The 20,352-nt window shown below is 44.2% G+C and carries 16 protein-coding genes; 7 read left to right on the top strand and 9 right to left on the bottom strand.

Translation table 11 applies throughout. From position 1 onward, the window contains the following. Positions 1 to 74 precede the first annotated feature (74 nt). The 5 genes from G8O23_RS03785 to rpsA all read right to left on the bottom strand — a co-directional run bounded on the left by G8O23_RS03785 (position 75) and on the right by rpsA (position 6,545). The gene (locus G8O23_RS03785; RefSeq protein WP_166361925.1) at positions 75 to 1,676 is read right to left on the bottom strand and encodes a S41 family peptidase; all 1,602 of its coding nucleotides are present in this window, start codon (positions 1,674 to 1,676) and stop codon (positions 75 to 77) included. An 85-nt stretch (positions 1,677 to 1,761) separates the two neighbouring features. After that, positions 1,762 to 3,291, bottom strand: a complete 1,530-nt coding sequence (gene guaA / locus G8O23_RS03790; RefSeq protein WP_166361927.1) for a glutamine-hydrolyzing GMP synthase — start codon at positions 3,289 to 3,291, stop codon at positions 1,762 to 1,764. Between the two features lie 47 nt (positions 3,292 to 3,338). After that, on the bottom strand, positions 3,339 to 4,271 hold the full coding sequence (locus tag G8O23_RS03795) for a ribonuclease Z (protein WP_166361929.1): 933 nt from the start codon (positions 4,269 to 4,271) through the stop codon (positions 3,339 to 3,341). After that, a complete protein-coding gene (locus G8O23_RS03800; protein ID WP_166361931.1) occupies positions 4,268 to 4,633 on the bottom strand; it encodes an STAS domain-containing protein in 366 nt (121 codons plus the stop codon). The genes G8O23_RS03795 and G8O23_RS03800 overlap by 4 nt, the downstream gene beginning before the upstream one ends. Positions 4,634 to 4,664: 31 nt before the next feature. Next, entirely contained in the window at positions 4,665 to 6,545 is a 1,881-nt protein-coding gene (gene rpsA, locus G8O23_RS03805) for a 30S ribosomal protein S1 (protein WP_166362032.1), read from the bottom strand. Positions 6,546 to 6,880: 335 nt separating this feature from the next. Between rpsA and G8O23_RS03810 the strand changes: the two genes are divergently transcribed. Genes G8O23_RS03810 through G8O23_RS03835 form a run of 6 tightly spaced genes read left to right on the top strand, consistent with a single transcriptional unit; the run spans position 6,881 to position 12,667 of the window. Then, positions 6,881 to 7,825 carry a UDP-glucuronic acid decarboxylase family protein gene (locus G8O23_RS03810; RefSeq protein ID WP_166361933.1) on the top strand — a complete coding sequence of 315 codons (945 nt, stop codon included), beginning with the start codon at positions 6,881 to 6,883 and terminating at the stop codon, positions 7,823 to 7,825. 1 nt (position 7,826) lies between these two features. After that, positions 7,827 to 8,702 carry a glucose-1-phosphate thymidylyltransferase RfbA gene (gene rfbA, locus G8O23_RS03815; protein ID WP_166361935.1) on the top strand — a complete coding sequence of 292 codons (876 nt, stop codon included), beginning with the start codon at positions 7,827 to 7,829 and terminating at the stop codon, positions 8,700 to 8,702. 3 nt (positions 8,703 to 8,705) lie between these two features. Further along, positions 8,706 to 9,272, top strand: a complete 567-nt coding sequence (gene rfbC / locus G8O23_RS03820) for a dTDP-4-dehydrorhamnose 3,5-epimerase (protein ID WP_166361937.1) — start codon at positions 8,706 to 8,708, stop codon at positions 9,270 to 9,272. A 4-nt stretch (positions 9,273 to 9,276) separates the two neighbouring features. Beyond that, positions 9,277 to 10,134 (top strand): dTDP-4-dehydrorhamnose reductase, encoded by an 858-nt coding sequence (gene rfbD / locus G8O23_RS03825; protein WP_166362034.1) that lies wholly within the window; start codon positions 9,277 to 9,279, stop codon positions 10,132 to 10,134. A gap of 12 nt (positions 10,135 to 10,146) precedes the next feature. Beyond that, on the top strand, positions 10,147 to 11,892 hold the full coding sequence (locus G8O23_RS03830; protein WP_166361939.1) for a phospho-sugar mutase: 1,746 nt from the start codon (positions 10,147 to 10,149) through the stop codon (positions 11,890 to 11,892). Positions 11,893 to 11,917: 25 nt separating this feature from the next. Then, positions 11,918 to 12,667 (top strand): sulfite exporter TauE/SafE family protein, encoded by a 750-nt coding sequence (locus G8O23_RS03835; RefSeq protein ID WP_166361940.1) that lies wholly within the window; start codon positions 11,918 to 11,920, stop codon positions 12,665 to 12,667. Between the two features lie 5 nt (positions 12,668 to 12,672). Here G8O23_RS03835 and G8O23_RS03840 read toward each other — a convergent pair whose 3' ends face one another. From G8O23_RS03840 to G8O23_RS17610, 4 genes are all read right to left on the bottom strand, one after another. Continuing rightward, a complete protein-coding gene (locus G8O23_RS03840) occupies positions 12,673 to 13,455 on the bottom strand; it encodes a TonB family protein (RefSeq protein ID WP_166361942.1) in 783 nt (260 codons plus the stop codon). Positions 13,456 to 13,463: 8 nt separating this feature from the next. Next, positions 13,464 to 13,859, bottom strand: coding sequence for an ExbD/TolR family protein (locus tag G8O23_RS03845; protein WP_166361944.1), 396 nt, complete (start codon positions 13,857 to 13,859; stop codon positions 13,464 to 13,466). A 21-nt stretch (positions 13,860 to 13,880) separates the two neighbouring features. After that, positions 13,881 to 14,528, bottom strand: coding sequence for a MotA/TolQ/ExbB proton channel family protein (locus tag G8O23_RS03850; RefSeq protein WP_166362035.1), 648 nt, complete (start codon positions 14,526 to 14,528; stop codon positions 13,881 to 13,883). 99 nt (positions 14,529 to 14,627) lie between these two features. Further along, positions 14,628 to 19,133, bottom strand: coding sequence for a translocation/assembly module TamB domain-containing protein (locus G8O23_RS17610; protein ID WP_166361946.1), 4,506 nt, complete (start codon positions 19,131 to 19,133; stop codon positions 14,628 to 14,630). Positions 19,134 to 19,325: 192 nt separating this feature from the next. On the opposite strand from G8O23_RS17610, the gene tsaD reads away from it, so the two are divergent. Next, entirely contained in the window at positions 19,326 to 20,342 is a 1,017-nt protein-coding gene (gene tsaD, locus G8O23_RS03860; RefSeq protein WP_166361948.1) for a tRNA (adenosine(37)-N6)-threonylcarbamoyltransferase complex transferase subunit TsaD, read from the top strand. Positions 20,343 to 20,352: the final 10 nt, after the last annotated feature.

Raw genomic sequence — 20,352 nt, forward strand, 5'->3', positions numbered from 1 at the left:
TTACCCCTTGGTGGTAGCGAATATTACGGCATTTTCACAGGTGATACTAAAGCCTGGAGATTCCCAGGTTTAGGTTACTCTTTTACAAGATGTTTGTAACTGTCCCAGTTATTTAACACCTCGATGGCTTGTTGGAGGGCCATATTGTTCTGATTTACGATTTGAAAGTAATGATTAGTTGAAAATAAACTTTGGGCAATTAATGCTTTGAGCTGTTTGCGTATCTCGTCGCCAGAGGTTTCTAGTCCATCGGCATCGGAGGGTAGTTTCGAATTCTCGGCAAAGGTAACCAATTCCTCCATTATTTCGCTAGTGATCTGGAAATTTTGATCAAATTTCCGAAAGTTGGAGTAGCTTTTGTTGAGCTGTGCCCTGTTTTTATCAACAAAGGTGTGTACAAACTGGTTTATTATGCCCATCCTAATGAGCTTACCGTAATAGTCGGTGTAGAATGTTGTATCGAATGGGATAAATATATCGGGCATAATTCCACCACCTCCATATACTGTTTTGCCTTTCGATAGGGTGCTGTACTTCAGTGAGTCAGGAATTGATATGCTATCGGCGCTGAACAGCTCGCCTTTGGAGTAACGAGCGTTAAGGTCGTTGTAGTAATTGTCAAGGTTGGCCGTACTGTATGGCTTTTGAATTACCCTTCCAGTGGGTGTATGGTACCGGGCCACGGTAAGCCTTATCATTGAACCATCGGGTAGGGGGAGTTGGTTTTGTACAAGCCCTTTGCCAAACGAACGACGACCAATAATAATTCCCCTGTCCCAATCCTGCACCGCTCCCGATACAATTTCGCTGGCTGAGGCCGAACCCTCGTCAATTAGAATCACAAGTCGTCCTTTTTTAAACTCGCCATTTATTGTTGATACGAAGTCGGTTCTTGGTGCCGAACGGCCCTCGGTGTAAACTATAAGCTTGTCCTTATCGAGAAACTGATCGGCTAGTGCAACTGAGGCGTTTAGATATCCTCCTCCGTTACCTCTCAGGTCGAGGATTAAATCCTGCATCCTTTCCTTTTTCAGCTTTGCTATAGCCTCAAGAAACTCATCCTCGGTGGTAAGTGCAAACCTGTTTAGCTTGATATACCCAATGCGTGAGTCTATCATATAGGCAGCGTCGAGGCTGTGGATAGGAATGCGATCGCGGGTGATGTTAAATTCGATAAGGTCGGAAATACCTTTCCTCATCACCCGAACGGTTACCTGTGTACCTTTATCGCCTCGCAGGAGTTTGAACACATCGCTATTCTTAAGCCCAATGCCTGCAACATTTTCATCGTCGATGAAAATAATTCGATCGCCAGCAAAAATACCAACCCGCTCCGATGGGCCACCTGGCACGGGGTTTACTACCATTAGCGTGTCATTAAGAATATTGAACTCCACGCCAATTCCCTCAAAGTTCCCCTCTAGGGGTTCGTTCATCGCCCTAACATCGTCTCGGGTGATATAAACTGAGTGGGGGTCGAGGTTTTGCAGCGTTTTTTTGATTACCTCCTCCACCATATTATCCACATCAATTGAATCTACATAATCAGCCGTTACGTACTGCAGGAATCGCACTGTTTTGTATATGGCCATGTTGGATGCGTTTTGGCCAACCGATAGTAGCGATGAAAGCGTGAGTATGGCAATGGCTAGGGTAGATGCAAATCGACGTGTCATAGTGTATACCTTTGGTGTATGTAAAATGTTCAGCTGTATTGTTTTAGATACTAACTAAACGTATATGTATGTAAAAAGTTTTATGCTACTCCCATTCGATAGTGGCTGGTGGCTTTGAACTTATATCGTAAACCACCCTGTTTATACCCTTTACCCTATTTATGATTTCGTTGGATATTTTTGCCATAAATTCGTAGGGTAAGTGATACCAATCGGCTGTCATACCATCGGTAGAGGTTACAGCACGTAAGGCTACAACAAATTCGTAGGTTCTTTCGTCGCCCATTACGCCAACGGTTTGCACCGGAAGCAGCATGGCGCCAGCTTGCCATATCTTATCGTACAGATCATACTGGCGCAGTCCGTTGATATATATGCTGTCGGCCTCCTGAAGCAAGCGAACCTTTTCGGGGGTAACCTCACCTAACACCCTAATGCCCAAACCTGGGCCTGGGAATGGATGCCTGTGCAGGATATTTACAGGAAGTCCCAGCTCGTTGCCCACACGTCGTACTTCGTCTTTAAACAGTAGCCTAAGAGGCTCTACCACCTTAAGGTTCATCTTTTCAGGTAGTCCCCCTACATTGTGATGCGATTTGATGGTAACCGAGGGGCCGTTTACCGATATGGATTCAATTACATCGGGGTAAATGGTTCCCTGAGCCAACCATTTTACATTGGAGATTTTATGGGCTTCCTCATCGAAAACCTCAATGAAATTTTTGCCGATGCTCTTGCGCTTGGCCTCAGGATCCGAAATGCCCTTGAGATCATCAAAGAATCGTTGCTTGGCATCAACACCAATTACGTTAAGGCCAAGGGTTTTGTACGAGTTAAGAACCTGTTCGAACTCATCCTTACGCAGCAGGCCGTTATCCACAAAAATACAAGTAAGGTTTTTGCCAATGGCCTGATGTAGGAGTAATGCGGCAACAGAGCTGTCTACTCCTCCCGATAACCCCAGCACTACCTTGTCATTTTGTAATGTAGATTTTAAATTCTCTACGGTTTCGTTAACAAATGATGCCGGAGTCCAATCCTGTTGGCATTCACAAACATCTACCACAAAGTTTCTAAGGATTGATAGCCCCTCAGTTGTATGGTAAACCTCGGGATGAAACTGAATGCCGAATGTTTTTTCGCCCTTTATGAAGTATGCGCCAACTTTAACATCTTCTGTTCCCGCAGTAATGACAAAATCAGAAGGGATTTCAGTGATTGTATCACCATGCGACATCCACACCTGAGTATTTTGTGAAATCCCTTTGAAAAGGGTGCATTGACTGTCAGCAATACTCAGCATAGCCCTACCATACTCACGAATCTGGGAGGGCATTACCTTGCCACCACTTGTTAGGGCTAAAAGCTGCGCCCCAAAACACACCCCAAGCAGGGGGAGTTTACCCTTAATTTCATCGAGATTTGGCTTGGGGGCGTCGGAGTCATGCACCGAGAACGGGCTGCCCGAAAGGATAACACCTTTCACAGAATTATCAATAGCAGGATAGTTGTTATAGGGATGAATTTCGCAGTAAACATTTAGCTCGCGTACTCTTCGGGCAATTAGCTGTGTGTACTGCGACCCAAAGTCGAGAATAAGAATCTTGTTGTGCATGGGGATAAGTGTCTTAGAATTGGTTGCGCAAAGGTAGGAAAAATGCCTTATATATCCTCCCTATGGCTTTTGATTTTAAACTCAAGGCCTTCTTCGGCAGCATAGGTTTCTGTAAATATCTTCCGAGCCTCGTTCACTAGCACATCCACATCCTTGTAGCGCGACGAGAAATGGCCTATGATAAGTCTTTTCACCTTGGCTAGTTCAGCAATTTTTGCAGCCTGTTCGGCTGTGGAGTGCCCTGTAGACCGTGCCATCTTGGTCATGTCCTTGCTAAAGGTTGCTTCATGGTAGAGCAAATCAACCCCTTGTACCATCTCCGCTAACCCGTCGAAGTACTTAGTATCGCTACAGTATGCGTAGGAGCGGGGTGGAGACGATACGTGGGTTAGCTCACTATTGGGTATTATTTGCCCTTGGGGTGTCACAAAGTTGGCCCCCTCTTTAATCCTGATTATATCGGCGAGGGGTATTGAATATTTATCGATCAACTCCTTTCGGATGTTTGGTTGCTTGGGCTTTTCTCTGAAAATAAATCCAGTTGACGGTATGCGATGTTTTAAAGGGATTGATTCAATGGTTAGGGTTTTATCTTCAAAAATCACTTTCCTATTCTTGGTATCCAGCGCTCTAAATACGATGCTAAACTTAAGCTCGTTAACAAAGAATTTGAGGTTTTGATCGAGGATTGGCTGCAGAGGGGCATGTGCCCATATAGTAAGGGGTGCCTTTCGACCCAAAAGGTTAAGGGTAGATATTAACCCTACCAGGCCTAGCACGTGGTCGCCGTGTAGGTGCGATATGAAGATTTGCTCTAACCGAGATAGTTTTTGCTTGTACTTGCGGAGCTGAATTTGAGTTCCCTCACCACAGTCAACTAAAAACAGCCGCTCATGCACATTGAGCGCATGAGCGGCTGGGAATCGTTGCGAAGTGGGTAGAGCACTGCTGCTACCCAGTATTGTTACAGAGAATGTCACTTCTCTTGCTTTTCGCTTTCGGCTTTACTAATAATTTCGGCAGCTTCGCTGCGAGAGTAAGCAATATTCAGGACTGTATCGAGCTGAGAGATTGTGATTAAACGTTCAACAGCATCGGTTAGCCCAGTAAGGACAAAGGTGCCGTTGGCATTTTTACACAGCCTGTTAGCCACTAGTATTGCGCTTAGGCCAGATGAATCGCAGTATCGGCAGGAACTTAAATCAAGAACCATGTTACGTTCTCCGTTTCCCGAAATCAAAACTAACTCCGATTTTAGGCTGGGGGCAATATTTGTGTCTAGTTTCTCTTCAAGTACTTCAACAAGAGAGTAATTCTCGAGTTTGCTTATCCTAAATTCCATTGCAAAGGGTTTTAGTGATCAATAATTTGATTTACTCCTTATCGTCGTCAGCCGCCTTCTTTTTTCCTTTCTTCTGGTTCTCTTCGAGTTCAGTTTTAAGGGCAGCCAACTCAGAAATATCCCCTAAGGTAGTCTTTTCTAAGTTATCTTTCAACTTTTTCACCGCTTTTTGTGTCGATGAAGCTTTACTTTTTTTCTCAGCTACATCTTCACCCTTCTTGGCATCCTCAAAAATTCGGCTGTGCGATAGGATGATTCGCTTGGATGATTTGTTGAATTCAATTACTTTAAACTCCATCTTGTCTTCAACCTTGGCTGAGCTGCCGTCCTCTTTCACAAGGTGTTTTGGGGTAACAAAACCTTCAACACCATAAGGAAGAGCAACTACTGCTCCTTTATCGAAGATATCGATAATGGTTCCTTCGTGAACTGAATCAACAGTGAAGATTGACTCGAATACATCCCAAGGGTTCTCCTCGAGCTGCTTGTGACCTAGGCTAAGGCGACGGTTCTCCTTGTCGATTTCAAGAACAACAACCTCAATATCAGCACCAACGGTGGTGAATTCGGCTGGGTGCTTAATTTTTTTAGTCCAGCTAAGGTCAGAGATGTGGATTAGTCCATCAACACCTTCTTCAATCTCTACAAAAACACCGAATGAGGTGAAGTTGCGAACCTTTGCCTTATGGCTAGAGCTAACAGGGTACTTCTCCTCAATCTTATCCCATGGGTCGGGCTTAAGCTGCTTCATGCCTAACGACATCTTGCGCTCTTCGCGATCAAGAGTTAGGATCTGAGCATCAACAACATCACCTACTTTTAGGAACTCTTGCGCACTACGAAGGTGCTGACTCCATGACATTTCCGATACGTGGATTAGACCCTCAACACCGGTGGCAATCTCAACGAATGCACCGTAGTCGGCCATTACCACAACCTTACCCTTAACTACATCGCCAACCTTAAGGTTTGCATCAAGCGAATCCCATGGGTGGGGAGTAAGCTGCTTAAGACCAAGAGCGATACGCTTTTTAGCATCATCAAAGTCGAGAATAACCACGTTGATCTTCTGATCAAGTTCAACGATCTCCTCAGGGTGCGTAACGCGTCCCCATGATAGGTCGGTGATGTGGATTAGGCCGTCAACTCCGCCCAGGTCGATGAATACACCGTAGCTGGTGATATTCTTAACTGTTCCTTCAAGAACCTGACCCTTCTCAAGCTTGGCAATAATTTCTTTCTTCTGTTGCTCCAGCTCCTCTTCAATGAGGGCTTTGTGCGAAACAACAACGTTTTTGTATTCCTGGTTGATTTTAACAACCTTGAATTCCATGGTTTTACCCACGTAAATATCGTAATCGCGAATGGGTTTAACATCAATTTGCGAGCCGGGAAGGAATGCCTCGATACCGAAAACATCCACAATCATACCACCCTTAGTGCGGCACTTGATGTAACCTTTGATAACCTCATCCTTGTCGAGGGCTTGGTTAACACGATCCCAAGAGCGCAGTGAACGAGCTTTCTTGTGCGAGAGCACAAGCTGTCCGCGCTTGTCTTCCTGAATTTCAACGTAAACCTCAACAGTATCCCCAACTTGTAGCTCAGGATTGTAGCGGAATTCGTTTAAGCTAACAACGCCCTCGGATTTGTAACCAATGTTGATTACCACCTCGCGCTTGTTCATCGAAATTACTGTGCCGTCTACCACTTCACCTTCACCAACCGACGAAAGAGTTTCGTCGTACATTGCCTCAAGTTCGGTTTTGCGGTCGCTGGAGTATCCGCCCTCTTCGGCGTAAGCATCCCAGTCGAAATCCTCAAGTGGATTCACTTTTTCAGCAGGTTTCTCGTCCTTCACAGGCTCAACTTGCTTTTTGGTCTCTTCTACATTCGCTTCATTTGAAGCCATTTCTTCTTGATTAATCATTCAGTTTTCTCAGAATTAATGGATTAGACAATATTGATAGAATAAAAACGAGTGCAAAAATACATAACTTTATCATTTATAGGAAAAAAAGTGATTTTTTTTTACCTTTTTTTAAACATCCGAAATTCTATCATCACCTCTCAATATTAATATAATCAATGGGTTGTCTTTAATTATGGTTTTATCGATTTTTTATGCTTGGTTGTTCCTCACTTAAAGAAATATATAGAATACTTGCCTTTTCCTTTCCATTTTTGCCCAACTAGAGATATCTTTGGGCTGAAAACATCACGGGTAATAAATTACATCTTTTCAGCATGAAGCGCATTTTGGTTACAGGTGGTGCTGGTTTCCTGGGGTCGCATCTATGTGAACGCTTGCTCAACGACGGGAATGACGTTATCTGTCTCGATAATTTTTTCACAGGCTGTAAGGCTAATGTCCTTCACTTGATGAACAGGCCTTACTTTGAGATTATACGCCATGATGTGATTAACCCAATATTTTTGGAGGTTGATGAGATCTACAATTTGGCGTGTCCTGCATCACCAATCCACTATCAGCATAATGCCATTAAAACAGTAAAGACCTCTGTAATGGGCACCATTAATATGCTAGGGTTGGCAAAACGTGTAGGAGCAAAGATTTTGCAGGCATCAACCAGCGAGGTGTATGGCGATCCTCAGGTTCATCCGCAACCCGAGAGCTACTGGGGTAATGTTAATCCAATTGGCCCCAGAGCTTGTTACGACGAGGGTAAACGCTGCGCCGAAACGCTTTGCATGAGTTATCACCAGCAAAATAGGGTAAGGATAAAAATTGCTCGGATTTTTAATACCTACGGCTCACGCATGAGCCCAAACGATGGTCGGGTAGTTTCCAATTTCATTACACAGGCCTTACAGGGTAACGATTTGACAATTTATGGGAATGGACAACAGACCCGTAGCTTTTTGTATGTTGATGATTTGGTTGAGGCGATGGTGCGGTTAATGAATACTGGAGACGAGATCACGGGGCCCGTTAATATTGGAAACCCAGAGGAGAACTCCATTCTGGAGTTAGCTCAGCTGATAATTCAGCTTACAGGAAGCGCTTCACAAATAGCCTGTAGGGAGTTACCCCTTGATGATCCTACTCAACGAAAGCCCGATATTTCATTGGCTAAAGCATTGCTCCATGGGTGGGAGCCTTCCATGTCGCTAACCAAAGGTTTGGCAATTACTATTGATTATTTTAAAAATATTAAATCACACAGATAGCATGAAAGGTATTATACTTGCTGGAGGCGCCGGAACACGTTTGTATCCTATCACCAAAAGCATTTCGAAGCAGATTATTCCAATTTACGATAAGCCCATGATATACTACCCTTTGTCGGTACTTATGCTGGCAGGGGTAAGGGAGGTTTTAATTATATCAACCCCCAAGGATTTGCCTTTGTATAAAGATCTTTTTGGCAATGGCAGTGAACTAGGTTTAAGCATAGAGTATGCAGAACAGCCCTCGCCCGATGGCTTAGCTCAGGCTTTTATCATTGGCGAAGAATTTATTGGTAACGATTCGGTTTGTCTTGTGCTTGGCGATAATATTTTTTACGGCCATGGATTGGGTGGAATTCTTCAGCAGTGCGCAAAGATTGAGGATGGCGCCACCGTTTTTGGATACTATGTAAACGACCCACAGCGATATGGGGTTGTTGAGTTCGACGAGAACAAAAAAGTGATTAGCATAGAGGAAAAACCCCGAAATCCGCGGTCAAATTTTGCAGTAACTGGCTTGTATTTTTACAGCAACGATGTGGTTGCTAAAGCCAAGAGTTTGAAACCATCAGCTAGGGGTGAACTGGAAATTACAGATTTAAACAGATTGTTCCTTAACGAGGGTAGACTTGATGTTAAGCTGCTTGGCAGGGGTATGGCCTGGCTCGATACTGGCACTCACGAAAGCCTGCTGCAAGCTTCTGTCTTTATACAAACCATCGAGCAGCGGCAGGGATTAAAAATTGCTTGCCTCGAAGAAATTGCATTCAAGAATGGTTTCATAAATCGAGAGCAACTGCACGTGTTAGCCCAATCGCTATCGAATAATCAGTACGGCGAGTACCTTATGAGAATTGTAAACGAAGACTTTTTGTAGCTTATGAAAAAGATTGAAACCCCCATACCCGATTTATTCATTATAGAACCCACAGTATTTGAGGACTCGCGAGGCTACTTCTTCGAGGCATTCAATACCGATAAGTTCAGCGCATTGGGTTTCGATGTTCAGTTTGTGCAGGATAACGAGTCACTTTCGTCGCGAGGTGTCATACGGGGGCTGCACTACCAGCTGGCGCCCTATGCACAGTCTAAATTGGTGAGGGTAGTACAGGGGGTAATTCTTGATGTTGTTGTTGACATTCGTAAAAACTCGCCCACTTATGGAAAGCATTTCACGTACGAGCTAAATGCGGCGAGCAAGCATCAACTTTTTATTCCACGAGGGTTTGCCCACGGATTCTCCGTGCTAAGCGAAACAGCTATTGTAAACTACAAATGCGATGCACTTTATAACGCTTCAGCCGAACGGGGTATTCGGTTTAACGATCCTGATATAGGTGTAGATTGGAGAGTTAATGAAACAGACGCAATTGTTTCGGCCAAAGATAATGTGTTACCCTTATTCAAGTCGATTGAAACAAACTTTGTTTACGGTGGAAACTACTAGCAGAATAAAGATTCTGGTAACAGGTGCCAATGGTCAGCTTGGCTCCGAGTTGCGCACTCTGGAGGATAATTACCCCCAGCTACACTTTATTTTTACTGATGTTGATGAGCTTGATATCACCAATGAGCAGGAGGTTAAAGCCTACCTAACAAAGCATAAACCTCATTACATTGTTAATTGCGCTGCTTACACTGCAGTTGATAAGGCCGAAGGTGATGAAGGGAAGGCGTATAAGTTAAATGCTTTAGCCCCGCAATACTTGGCCAGTGGAGCTAGGGCTTTGGGCTCTCGCATAATCCATATATCAACCGACTATGTTTTTGATGGAAAAGCATACACACCTTACACTGAGACCTCCCTAACCTCGCCCAATTCAGTATATGGACATACCAAGCTGAAGGGTGAAGAGTTTGTTTTGCAGTCGGGCGTTGGGATGGTAATTCGTACCGCATGGCTTTACTCATCATTCGGAAAAAATTTTGTTAAAACCATAGCAAGTAAAGGGAAAGAGACCGATAGCCTAAGGGTAGTATTCGATCAGGTAGGAAGTCCAACCTGGGCAAATGATCTTACCAAGGCGATTGTAGCCATTGTTTGCCAAGGATCAAAACAATTTATTCCAGAAGTTTTCCATTTTTCCAACGAAGGTGTATGTAGCTGGTACGATCTAGCTGTTGAAACTATATCATATTATGGTTTTAATTGCAAGGTGTCGGCAATCCGTAGTGAGGAGTATCCTACACCTGCAGAGCGACCACCCTATAGCGTTTTAGATAAATCTAAAATTAAAAATGCCTATGGCGTATCTGTGCCACATTGGCGAGAGAGCTTAATGAAATGCCTTAGTAACATTGTACCTTAAAACATTTGCCCTATGAGTAAGCAGAGAATTGATCAGGAAATATTAGCACGAGCAGAGAAATGGCTACAGCCCGAGTTTGATAAGGAAACCCGAGGGGAGGTGAAAAAACTTATTGAAACCAACCCCAAGGAGATTGTTGAGGCTTTTTACAAGGATTTAGAGTTTGGCACGGGCGGGTTACGTGGAATTATGGGCCCTGGAACCAATAGAATGAATCGATACACCCTGGGCAAAGCTACGCAGGGATTGGCCAATTATCTAGTAAAAGAGTTTAACGATTTGCCAGAGATTCGGGTTGCCATAGCGTGCGACTCAAGAAACAATAGTATGCAGTTTGCGCTTACAACTGCCGAGATACTTACAGCAAATGGTATTTGGGTATACCTGTTCGAGGCGTTACGACCAACGCCACAGCTTAGCTTCGCAATTCGCACCTTTAAATGCCAAAGTGGAATTGTGATTACTGCGTCGCATAACCCCAAGGAGTACAATGGCTACAAGGTTTATTGGAACGATGGGGCGCAAATTGTTCCTCCGCATGATAAGAACATTATTGCCGAGGTGAATAGTATCGACTCTGTAAAGGAGATTAAGTTCAAAGGAGATCATAATTTAATAAAGGTTATTGGTAGCGAGATAGATGAGATATACCTTAACACGCTCTCGTCCCTATCTCTTTCGCCCGATATCAACCTAAAGCACAGGAATATAAAGATTGTTTATACTCCCATCCATGGAACTGGGGTAGATTTGGTGCCGCGGGTTTTGCACAAGTTTGGGTTTGCCACTGTGGTAACCATCCCCGAGCAGAATGTGATTGATGGTAATTTCCCCACCGTTCAATCGCCAAACCCCGAGGAACCTGCCGCATTGAGACTTGCGCTCGAAAAGGCTCAGGAGATTGATGCCGATATTGTGATGGCTACCGACCCAGATGCCGATAGGGTAGGCATTGGCATAAAGGATAATATGGGCAAGTTTATCCTGCTTAATGGAAATCAAGCTGCAGCCCTGCTCATTTACTACGTGCTTACCAAGTGGAAAGAGAAAAAGAGGCTTAGGGGCAAAGAGTACATCGTTAAAACTATAGTAACTAGCGATTTGCTTGCCAATATTGCCAAAGGGTTTAATGTGGAGTGCATTGAGGTGCTTACTGGGTTTAAGTACATTGCAGAGATTATTCGAGAGCTTGAGGACAATAAAACATTTATAGCAGGTGGTGAGGAGAGCTATGGATACCTAGTTGGCACCTTTGTTCGCGATAAGGACGCCATTCTCTCCTGCGCTCTCTTCCCCGAAATTGTTGCGTGGGCTAAGGAGCAAGGAAAGTCGATTTATCAGCTGCTGATCGATATTTACACCAAGTATGGGCTATACCGCGAACGGTTAGTTTCAATCACAAAAAAGGGCAAGGAGGGAGCCGAAGAGATTCAGAAGATGATGAAGCAATTTAGGTCAAATCCGCCAAAAACCCTGGCTGGTTCAAAGGTTGTAATAGTACATGATTATGCTCAGCGTCAAACGCACGATCTATCGGAAAGTGTTATTTACCCCATAAAGCTGCCTAAGTCCGATGTTTTGCAGTTTGTAACCGAGGATGGATCACGAGTTTCAATCCGCCCATCGGGTACCGAACCCAAAATTAAGTTCTACTTTGGGGTTAATTCTGCTATGAAGTTTCCGGCCGAATACGAAATTGCCAACGGCAAACTCGATCAAAAAATCGATAGTATTATAAATGACCTTGGTCTACAATAAACCTTTGAACTTGTTTAGCTAAGCTATGGATTTTTGGTTATACGTCTTGGTCGTTTTGGTCGGTTTTGTTGCTGGCTTTATCAACACCATTGCAGGGAGCGGGAGTTTACTTACACTTCCGCTACTCATTTTTCTGGGTCTGCCACCCAATGTGGCTAATGGCACTAACAGGATTGGCGTTTTACTGCAGAGCCTTGTGGCTGTGGGGCGATTTAAGCAGAAAAAGGTTTTTGAATGGAAGGAGGGTATATGGCTTACCATACCAGCTGTTGTGGGTTCGTTTATTGGAGCTGCCTTTGCTGTGAATCTCGACGATCAGCTAATGAACAAGATCATAGGAGGATTGCTGGTTTTCATGTTCTTCCTAATGCTATACAAGCCCGATAGGTGGATTAAGAAACAGGAGAAGGTAGTGCACGCCAAACCCAGCATTGTACAAATTGTCATTTTCTTTGGAATAGGATTTTACGGTGGCTTTATACAGGCAGGTGTAGGTTTCTTTCTGCTTGCTGGCCTAGTTTTAGGTGCGGGCTACGATTTGCTTAAAGCCAACGCGCTAAAAGTTCTAATTGTTTTTGCTTTTACCCTAGTAGCCATGGTTGTTTTTATATATAATAATCAGGTCGATTATAAGCTGGGGCTTATTCTGGCAATAGGAAGTATGCTTGGCGCTTGGGTGGCAACGCACGTGGCAATAAAAAGAGGGTCGGAATTTATTCGTTGGTTTGTGCTGGCAGCAGTTTTTGTGTTTGCCGTTAAGTTGCTATTCTTTTAGAAATGTTATCGGAGCTTAAATACGTAAGTGATTGTACCAGTTTGGTATGCTGGTGCATTTTGACTCACATCAAATTTTGCCCTACGGGCAGCCCTTTCGGCAGCGTTAATTAGCTCGGTATCGTTGGTTGTCGAACCCCTAACGCCACCCCTTGCATTGGTAACATTACCATTCCTATCTACGGTAACCTCAACCACCACTGTACCGCTTTTTTGGCTTGGGTATTCGGGCGTTGGGAGTTGCAAAGCAGAACGTCCCCCAAGGCTAAAGCTAATGCCATCGCCACCGCTCACTGTTCCTCCCTCACGGCTTTGCGAGTCAACAGATCCCTCGGTACTCCCTTGATTGCCTTCGGTACCTGTTTGTCCTTCGCCCGAGGTGTCTCCATCGGTTCGCTGCCCGGGGAATAGCGCTCGTCTATCGACCTCTCTAGGCTTTTCTTCCTCTGGCTTGGTCTCCTCCTTGGGTTTTTCAGCTGGTTTCTCCTCGGCTGGTTTTGTTGGTGTGGGTTTAACCGGATCGGGTAACGATGGAGCTTCCTCAAAATCTTGCGATAGGGGTGTTTGCTCCGATTGCTCCTGTGGCCTTTGGGTAGGCGTTACCGCCTGCTGCGGTGCTGGCCTTGGTTCTCGAAGCCCAGAGCCTTGATCGCTAGTGCCGAAGTTTATTAAAATACCCTCTTCGCCAGGTAGAGGGAGAGGTGTGGAAAAACCAAAAAGGATCAACAACACCATAATGGTGATGTGAATAATCGTCGATCCTACAATTCCTTTGGTTTTATCCGACATGTAATTGTTTAATTTAGGGGTTGTGTTGCTAATATTAATTTGTACCTATTATCTTTTGCAATATTCATAACTTTTACCACCTCTTCCATTGGTACCGATCGGTGAACATGCAATGATATGGTTGGTTCTGCTTCACCCTGCAACTTCTGGGCCAAGTAACTCTCCAAATCGGGAAACGATATGGGGGTTTGCTCAACGTAAAAAAGCAGATCATGGGTAATGCTAACCGTTGTTATGGCCTTGGCAGGTGTTTGGCTATTGCTCTGAGGAAGCAATAGCTTTAGAGCGTTGGGTGCAACAAGGGTTGATGAAACCATGAAGAAGATTAGCAATAGGAAAACAATGTCGGTCATTGACGACATGCTGAAGGTTGCATTTACCTTTGAGCCACGTTTTAGTGCCATGGTTATAGCTATTTACAATGATTAGGATACTGGTTCGTTCAGTAGATCCATAAACTCGGTGGTGTTGGCCTCCATGGTGAACACCACCTTCTCAACCTTTGCCACCAGAATATTATATCCAAAGTATGCTGCAATACCAACAATTAGACCAGCAACAGTGGTTACCATGGCGGTATAAATCCCGTTCGATAGCAATCCAACATCGATATTATTTCCTGCCATCGACATATCGTAAAAAGCTCTAATCATTCCAATTACGGTTCCCAAGAAGCCGATCATAGGTGCACCACCTGCTATGGTGGCAAGGGTGGGTAGCCCTCCTTCAAGCTTCGATATCTCGAGGTTGCCCACATTCTCTATGGCTGCGGTAACATCTGATAGCGGCCTGCCAATGCGTTGTATTCCCTTCTCAATCATTCGAGCCACAGGCGTGTTGTGCTCTTGGCACAGGTTAATGGCCGATTCCACCTTATCGTCGTGGATATACTCCTTTATCCTGTTCATAAAGTTAATATCTTCCTTTTGAGCCTTTTTAATTGCCCAGTATCGCTCAATAAACAGGTAAACGGCTATAAACCAAAGTAGAACAAGGGGGAGCATAATCCAACCACCCTTAAGGGCTAAATCCCAGAAACTAAGAGTGAGCTCGCCAGCGGGCTCCATGGCCATATCGGCTGTGTAGTTAACCTGTAGAAGTAGTGTATGAAGCATATTCTTATAGTATTATTTTTGGTCGAAATTAATAAAAAAACGTTGAAATGAGCAATTCTATTTTATCTCTACGAAACCATTTTGTTGGTTGATAGGAGGCTGATTAGGTTTTTGGCTTGTATTTTCCTCAAAATCAGGCTCGATGTATTCAAAATCAATTTCAGATTCCTTGCGACGTGTAAACAGGTTCCTAAACTTATTTAGTAGTTCCTCCATATTGTTAAAATCTTCTCGGTACATAACACCAGCACCTCGGGTAAATTCACCCGAGTTGGTTCCGTAAATAATTTCATCGTTGGAGCGGGCAAAGGCTTTAAGCCTGATTTTGCCTGAGGGTACAATTTTTACATCAATACTAACGTCACCGGCAAATCCGCTGTTCACATTCTGGTTGCCCATATCCACGTTGCTGTTAATGGTTACCCTATCATTAAATAGCTGGGTTGAGAGCGCCAGCTCAATCTCGTTGGAACTTAACTCGTCACCTGGTCGCCAGTTAACTCCAATATCAACGGCGCTGGTCCATTGCGAGATCCAGTTGCTAAGCTGGTTCGACAGCATTTCGCCTGCTGTGGAGTAAAGCCCCTGGCTAACTCCTGCACCCTGCGCAAGCGGGTCGTCGTTGGTGAAGCTGTTCACAACAAGTAGCGACAGAAAGTGCATACTCACTCGCTCCTCGGTGTTAAGGGCATCGAGAACAACTGCTTTTACGCTGGGGTCGTTTTCGGCTATAGGAACTTCTATGTTAAAACCAATGTTGGGCTCCATAAGCTTGCCCGAAAGGTTAATTATGCAATCAACCTGAGTACGTGAGTTGTATACCGGCTCATCGCTTGTGGGGTTTAGGGGTTTAAGAGTTGTTCGGAGTGAGTAAATTGCTTTTATGTCCATGAGGGCGTTGGTCATATCGCCATTCCATGTGATGGTGCTGCCATCGCCAATGCGAAACCTTTTATTTATAACCCCCTGAAGGGTAAAAAGATAGTCTCCCTTTTCAATGGCAAACTGGCCAAACATATTAAATATATCCTCGTTGAGGTCAATTTCTAGCTTAAGGTTACCCGATCCGTTTGCCCTGATGATATCGCCCAGCTGCTTATCGATAATGATTTGAACATCTGCCTCAGGGGTCACCTCTAGGTCGAGGGTAACCCTAACGTTTGACTTTTGGGTTTCATCTAGCCCAAAGAAATCTTCGATAATGATAATATCATCACTTTTATTAATGAAATTCACAAAGTCGAATTCGGCCACATCGCTAGATGTTGACAGGGGTAAAAATAGCGCGGTTCGAGGTTCTGTTTTCACCGATGCGTTAACCAAAATGTCAGTTGGTTTACCTGTTACCCTTGCTTGCCCACTGGCATAAACCGTACCGTAGAACATCTCGTTATCGCGCTCGGTTGTGTTCAGGAACTGGAAATTGCTGGGAGTGAGGTTCAGATCAAGCTCAATGTTTTTAAAATAATTGGTGTTAATTGCCCCGTTAAGGGTTGCAAGCCTACTGTTTGAGTCGTAGATCTTAAAGTTTCTGAATATCACATTGCTATTCTCCAAATATATTGGGTCGGACATGGCGTAGCGTGTTCGCGTAAAGTCAACTAATCCACTTGCCTCGTTCATTCGCAATGTTCCATTTAGTAGAGGTGTGGAGGCTGTACCTGTAATATTAACATTTCCCGAAACAGAGCCCTGCATATCTACTACACTGCCCTCCAGAAATGGCTCTACTAGCCCAAGTTCTATCCCATTGAGGCGTGCAAAGAACCTTAGCACTTGGTTGTCGGGGAAAAAATCGCCTGCTAGGCTAAAGCCTCGATTATCGGGTTGGGTGTTTAGTAGATCAACCGAAAGTTTTTTATCTTCGTTATGCCATTGACTGCTTAAGGTTATTTTTCCAACATTGTAGCTGTTTGCCCTCAAGTCGTCGAGGGTTAGGTCGGCATAGAATAAAGGGTTTCCGGTGATATTTGTTACCCGAGCGTACCCATCCACTTCTCCTTGAAATTCGTAGCCCAAATCCTTGGTGTATAAATTAACATTGGAAATATCGATATTTTGTAGATTTACTTGAATGTAGTCGTCAGGCGTTGATGCAATTTCGCCCTGAATACCAAGTGTTTGTATGTTGTTGTGCAGCAAGAAGTTATTAATGGCAATGCTTGTGCTGTCAATTATAATCTCCGACTCACTAATATGCCAAATGGTATCGTTTAGTGTAAAGTCCGATGGCAAAAAGTTAATATTTATCAAATTACTAGCGGTCCTGTGGGTTATAAGTGCGTTAGCCTTAACTTCACCCGAGTTATTAATTGCCGTTTTGTTATCCCACAAAAATCTGGTCTCTAGCTTGTTGTTTATGGCAGTAGCGTGTAGGGCTACATTTTTAACCTCAGAGTTACCCCTTTTGATTTGAGGGGATGTTATGCTGGCGGTTAAAGTTGAGTCGTTAGTTACTCCATCAATTGAAATATCCTTAATAATATTACCTGCCAGCTCTATCTCTGGGATTTTTATCTTTAGGTTAAGGGTTTGAAAATCGGGGTTGTAGATACCAAATACGTTGGTGTTCTCAGCAATTCGGAACGATGGGAATAGCACATCGGTTAGCTTGCGGGTGTTTCTTAGGCGAAGCCTAACGATGTAGTCGTTATACTCAGGGTTTTCAACCCCAGTGGGCACAATCTCGGGTTTGGTGTTATCGCTACTTAGGGCTGGTAGGTATAGGTAAATCATCTTTTGTAGATAGGCGAAAATATTGGTGTAGTTGTATTTCCCCCGTAGTTCTCCCTCGGCAAATTCCGACTTTAGACCTATTTGCTTACTGTCGGCTGTATTGTTTGCTGTAATAACGATGTCAGAAGTTTTAATCTCGCCATTCTGGTTTCGATATAGTCCATTGACCAGCTTAACCTCACCCGATGTGTTGTCGATGGAGTTGCCTGATATTTTTGCGGTAAGTAGAAATGATGCCTGCGATATGCTATCTACGTTGTTCAGGTTAAGCTTAACCAAATCGAGCTTTGGTACAAATGCTGAGAAGTCGTAAACGGGGATTGAGTCGCTAAAGTGTAGCGATCCCATGAAGTTGAGCTTTGCGTTTGGGTCGTCAAGGAATAGCGATCCCTCAAAATCTTTGTTACTTAAATTGCCCGATAGCATAATGTTTGTATACCTGTATTGGTTCGCTTCGAATGCGAAGATGTTGGCATCGGTAATGGCATTCAGGTTGGTTTTGTAATCTGTGTTTCCGTTTACGGTAGCTGCCAAGCTTACCCTACCCAGCAGGTCGCTGTTTACAAGCTTCCCCAGGTTAAGCTGCTCGGTTGATACACTCCCCTTAAATGTGGTGTTTTTTACTTGGTCCGGCTTAATAGCTAGATCCATCGAAATATTTCCGATATCGGTTGATAACGTGCCAAAGGCCACAAAGTCGGTGATAAAACCAGTAAAGTTGCCTGTGAATGAAATGTGGTTTAGGCTGTATAAATTATCGGGGATTGATATGATTTCTTTCTGGGTGTCGGCAAATTTGAAACTTTGCAAATCGTCAGAGGTAGTTGTTAGCTCCTTAATGTCAACAAAGATGAATGTGGACTGAAAATCGGGAAGCCCCATTAGGTTTACATTTGCCAAAATGGATGTAGTATCGGCAGTTTTAATGCTAAGGTCTCTTACGCGCAGATCGCTAATGCTTCCTCGAAACTGACCTTCAATATCAGCAACCTCATCGAATTGTGTTATGCCTGGAACAAAGAAAGAAAGGGCACGGGTTGAGAGTGTGGAGGCCTCAATTTGGCCATTCAGGTTTACAGCATTTAAAAAGTCGCCCATAGCGTTCCACCCATCATACCTAAACCTGAGGTATGGTAGGTTAATGCTTGCCTCCATAGCTCGAATCCGCAGCTTCTCGAAGTCCATATGCTGGCTGCTAAGGCTCATCTCCGTTCTAAATCGATCAATGGCAAATCCGCTTTTATCAATACCCGTAAGCTCATTTATTGTGAACGAGATGGTGTCGCCAGTTATGGTAAGGTTTTTAAGGTCAAGGTTTAGTGCCTTAACATGTAAATCGTCAAAGTTAATTTGTTCATCAGCTAGATTCGCATTCTGCCTATGCATCCGAAACTCCGAATCGGAAATTCGAACGTGCTTAAAGCGAATGCCTAAGCCATCGTCATCCTTAACTTTTAGTGTGTCGTGAGGGGGCAATAGCTTGTTGATGAACACGGTGAGGTTCATGCTTCCAAGGGTGTCGGTCTCAAAGTTTATGCTGGCATTATCTAGTTTAACCCTATGGAAAATAAGCGATTTTTTGGCTGAGTTGTAACCCAGTAGGCTAGCGGTTATGGTTTGTGCACTTAGGAGGGTATCACAATTGTGATCCTCTACATACACGTTGCGAAGAAGTACCCTGTTGAAAAGGCGAAAATCGAACTTTTCGATGTAAACCTTGGTGCCCAGCTTGTGCTCCAGTAGTTTGGTAGTTTTTCCCACAATCCAAGTTTGTACCTTGCTGTGCTGAATGGTAAGCCATACAGAGGTAGGGATAGCTAGTAGCACAATGGCTAATATCAAAAAAAAATAAACCGATTTTTTAATAACTTTGCCCACCAAACTTTGAATTAGAAATATTACAGAAGCACAAACTATGCCACAGCTTAAAAACGCCCGAATTTAGTTAAAAGCAGACGATTTATTTAATAAATATTAACCTAAGTTTTGGGTTTTTTGCTGAGCGTACATTTTTACACTATGAGCGTAATAATTTTAGGGATAGAATCGTCATGCGACGATACATCCGCTGCCGTAATTAAGGATGGGTGGTTGCTGTCGAACTTGATTAGCAATCAGAAAGTGCACGAGGAGTATGGCGGTGTTGTACCCGAGCTGGCCTCGCGTGCACATCAGGCAAACATAATTCCGGTGGTTGATACCGCGATTAAACAGGCTGGCCTATCGCCTAGCGATATAACCGCTGTAGCCTTTACCCAAGGGCCTGGGCTTCTTGGATCTCTGCTGGTGGGCTCCTCGTTTGCCAAAGGTTTTGCCCTTGCCCAGAATATTCCCCTAGTTGAGGTAAACCATCTACATGGTCATATCCTGTCGCATTTCATTATCACATCGGATCGGACAAAGCTGCCTAAGTTTCCGTTCCTGTGTCTTTTGGTGTCTGGAGGGCATACCCAGCTGGTGCTGGTGAGCGATTTTGACAGGATGGAGATTATTGGGAAAACCATAGACGATGCAGCCGGAGAGGCTTTTGATAAGTGCGCAAAGGTTATGGGGTTGGGCTATCCGGGCGGGCCTGTGGTTGACCGCCTTGCGGCACAAGGTGACCCCAAGGCATTTAAGTTCGCCAAGCCATTGCCCCATGGTCTCGACTTTAGCTTCAGCGGGCTAAAAACGTCGTTTCTCTACTTCCTGAGGGATCAACTAAAAGATAATCCAAATTTTATGGAGGATCGTAAGGCCGATCTGTGCGCTTCGCTGCAGCATACCATTGTTACCATTTTAATGGATAAGCTAATTGCCGCCGCTACAAATTTGGGAATAAAAGAAATTGCTTTGGCGGGTGGTGTTGCTGCAAACTCGGGTTTACGAACGGCCACCTTACAAGCTGGCGAAAGGCTTGGCTGGAATACGTACATCCCTGAGTTTAAGTTTACCACCGACAATGCTGCAATGATAGCCATTGCTGGTCATTATAAGTATCTTAGGGGGGAGTATGCTGACCACAGCTCGGTGCCAAAAGCGCGATTACCATTCTAACGTGCTTATG

The organism is Perlabentimonas gracilis (assembly GCF_011174675.1).
Classification (GTDB): domain Bacteria; phylum Bacteroidota; class Bacteroidia; order Bacteroidales; family Tenuifilaceae; genus Perlabentimonas; species Perlabentimonas gracilis.

Coding starts and splice junctions, on each gene's coding strand:
- G8O23_RS03785 (WP_166361925.1), bottom strand. CDS start 1,676: ATGACACGTCGATTTGCATCTACCCTAGCCATTGCCATACTCACGCTT.
- guaA (WP_166361927.1), bottom strand. CDS start 3,291: ATGCACAACAAGATTCTTATTCTCGACTTTGGGTCGCAGTACACACAG.
- G8O23_RS03800 (WP_166361931.1), bottom strand. CDS start 4,633: ATGGAATTTAGGATAAGCAAACTCGAGAATTACTCTCTTGTTGAAGTA.
- rpsA (WP_166362032.1), bottom strand. CDS start 6,545: ATGGCTTCAAATGAAGCGAATGTAGAAGAGACCAAAAAGCAAGTTGAG.
- G8O23_RS03810 (WP_166361933.1), top strand. CDS start 6,881: ATGAAGCGCATTTTGGTTACAGGTGGTGCTGGTTTCCTGGGGTCGCAT.
- rfbA (WP_166361935.1), top strand. CDS start 7,827: ATGAAAGGTATTATACTTGCTGGAGGCGCCGGAACACGTTTGTATCCT.
- rfbC (WP_166361937.1), top strand. CDS start 8,706: ATGAAAAAGATTGAAACCCCCATACCCGATTTATTCATTATAGAACCC.
- G8O23_RS03830 (WP_166361939.1), top strand. CDS start 10,147: ATGAGTAAGCAGAGAATTGATCAGGAAATATTAGCACGAGCAGAGAAA.
- G8O23_RS03835 (WP_166361940.1), top strand. CDS start 11,918: ATGGATTTTTGGTTATACGTCTTGGTCGTTTTGGTCGGTTTTGTTGCT.
- G8O23_RS03840 (WP_166361942.1), bottom strand. CDS start 13,455: ATGTCGGATAAAACCAAAGGAATTGTAGGATCGACGATTATTCACATC.
- G8O23_RS03845 (WP_166361944.1), bottom strand. CDS start 13,859: ATGGCACTAAAACGTGGCTCAAAGGTAAATGCAACCTTCAGCATGTCG.
- G8O23_RS03850 (WP_166362035.1), bottom strand. CDS start 14,528: ATGGCCATGGAGCCCGCTGGCGAGCTCACTCTTAGTTTCTGGGATTTA.
- tsaD (WP_166361948.1), top strand. CDS start 19,326: ATGAGCGTAATAATTTTAGGGATAGAATCGTCATGCGACGATACATCC.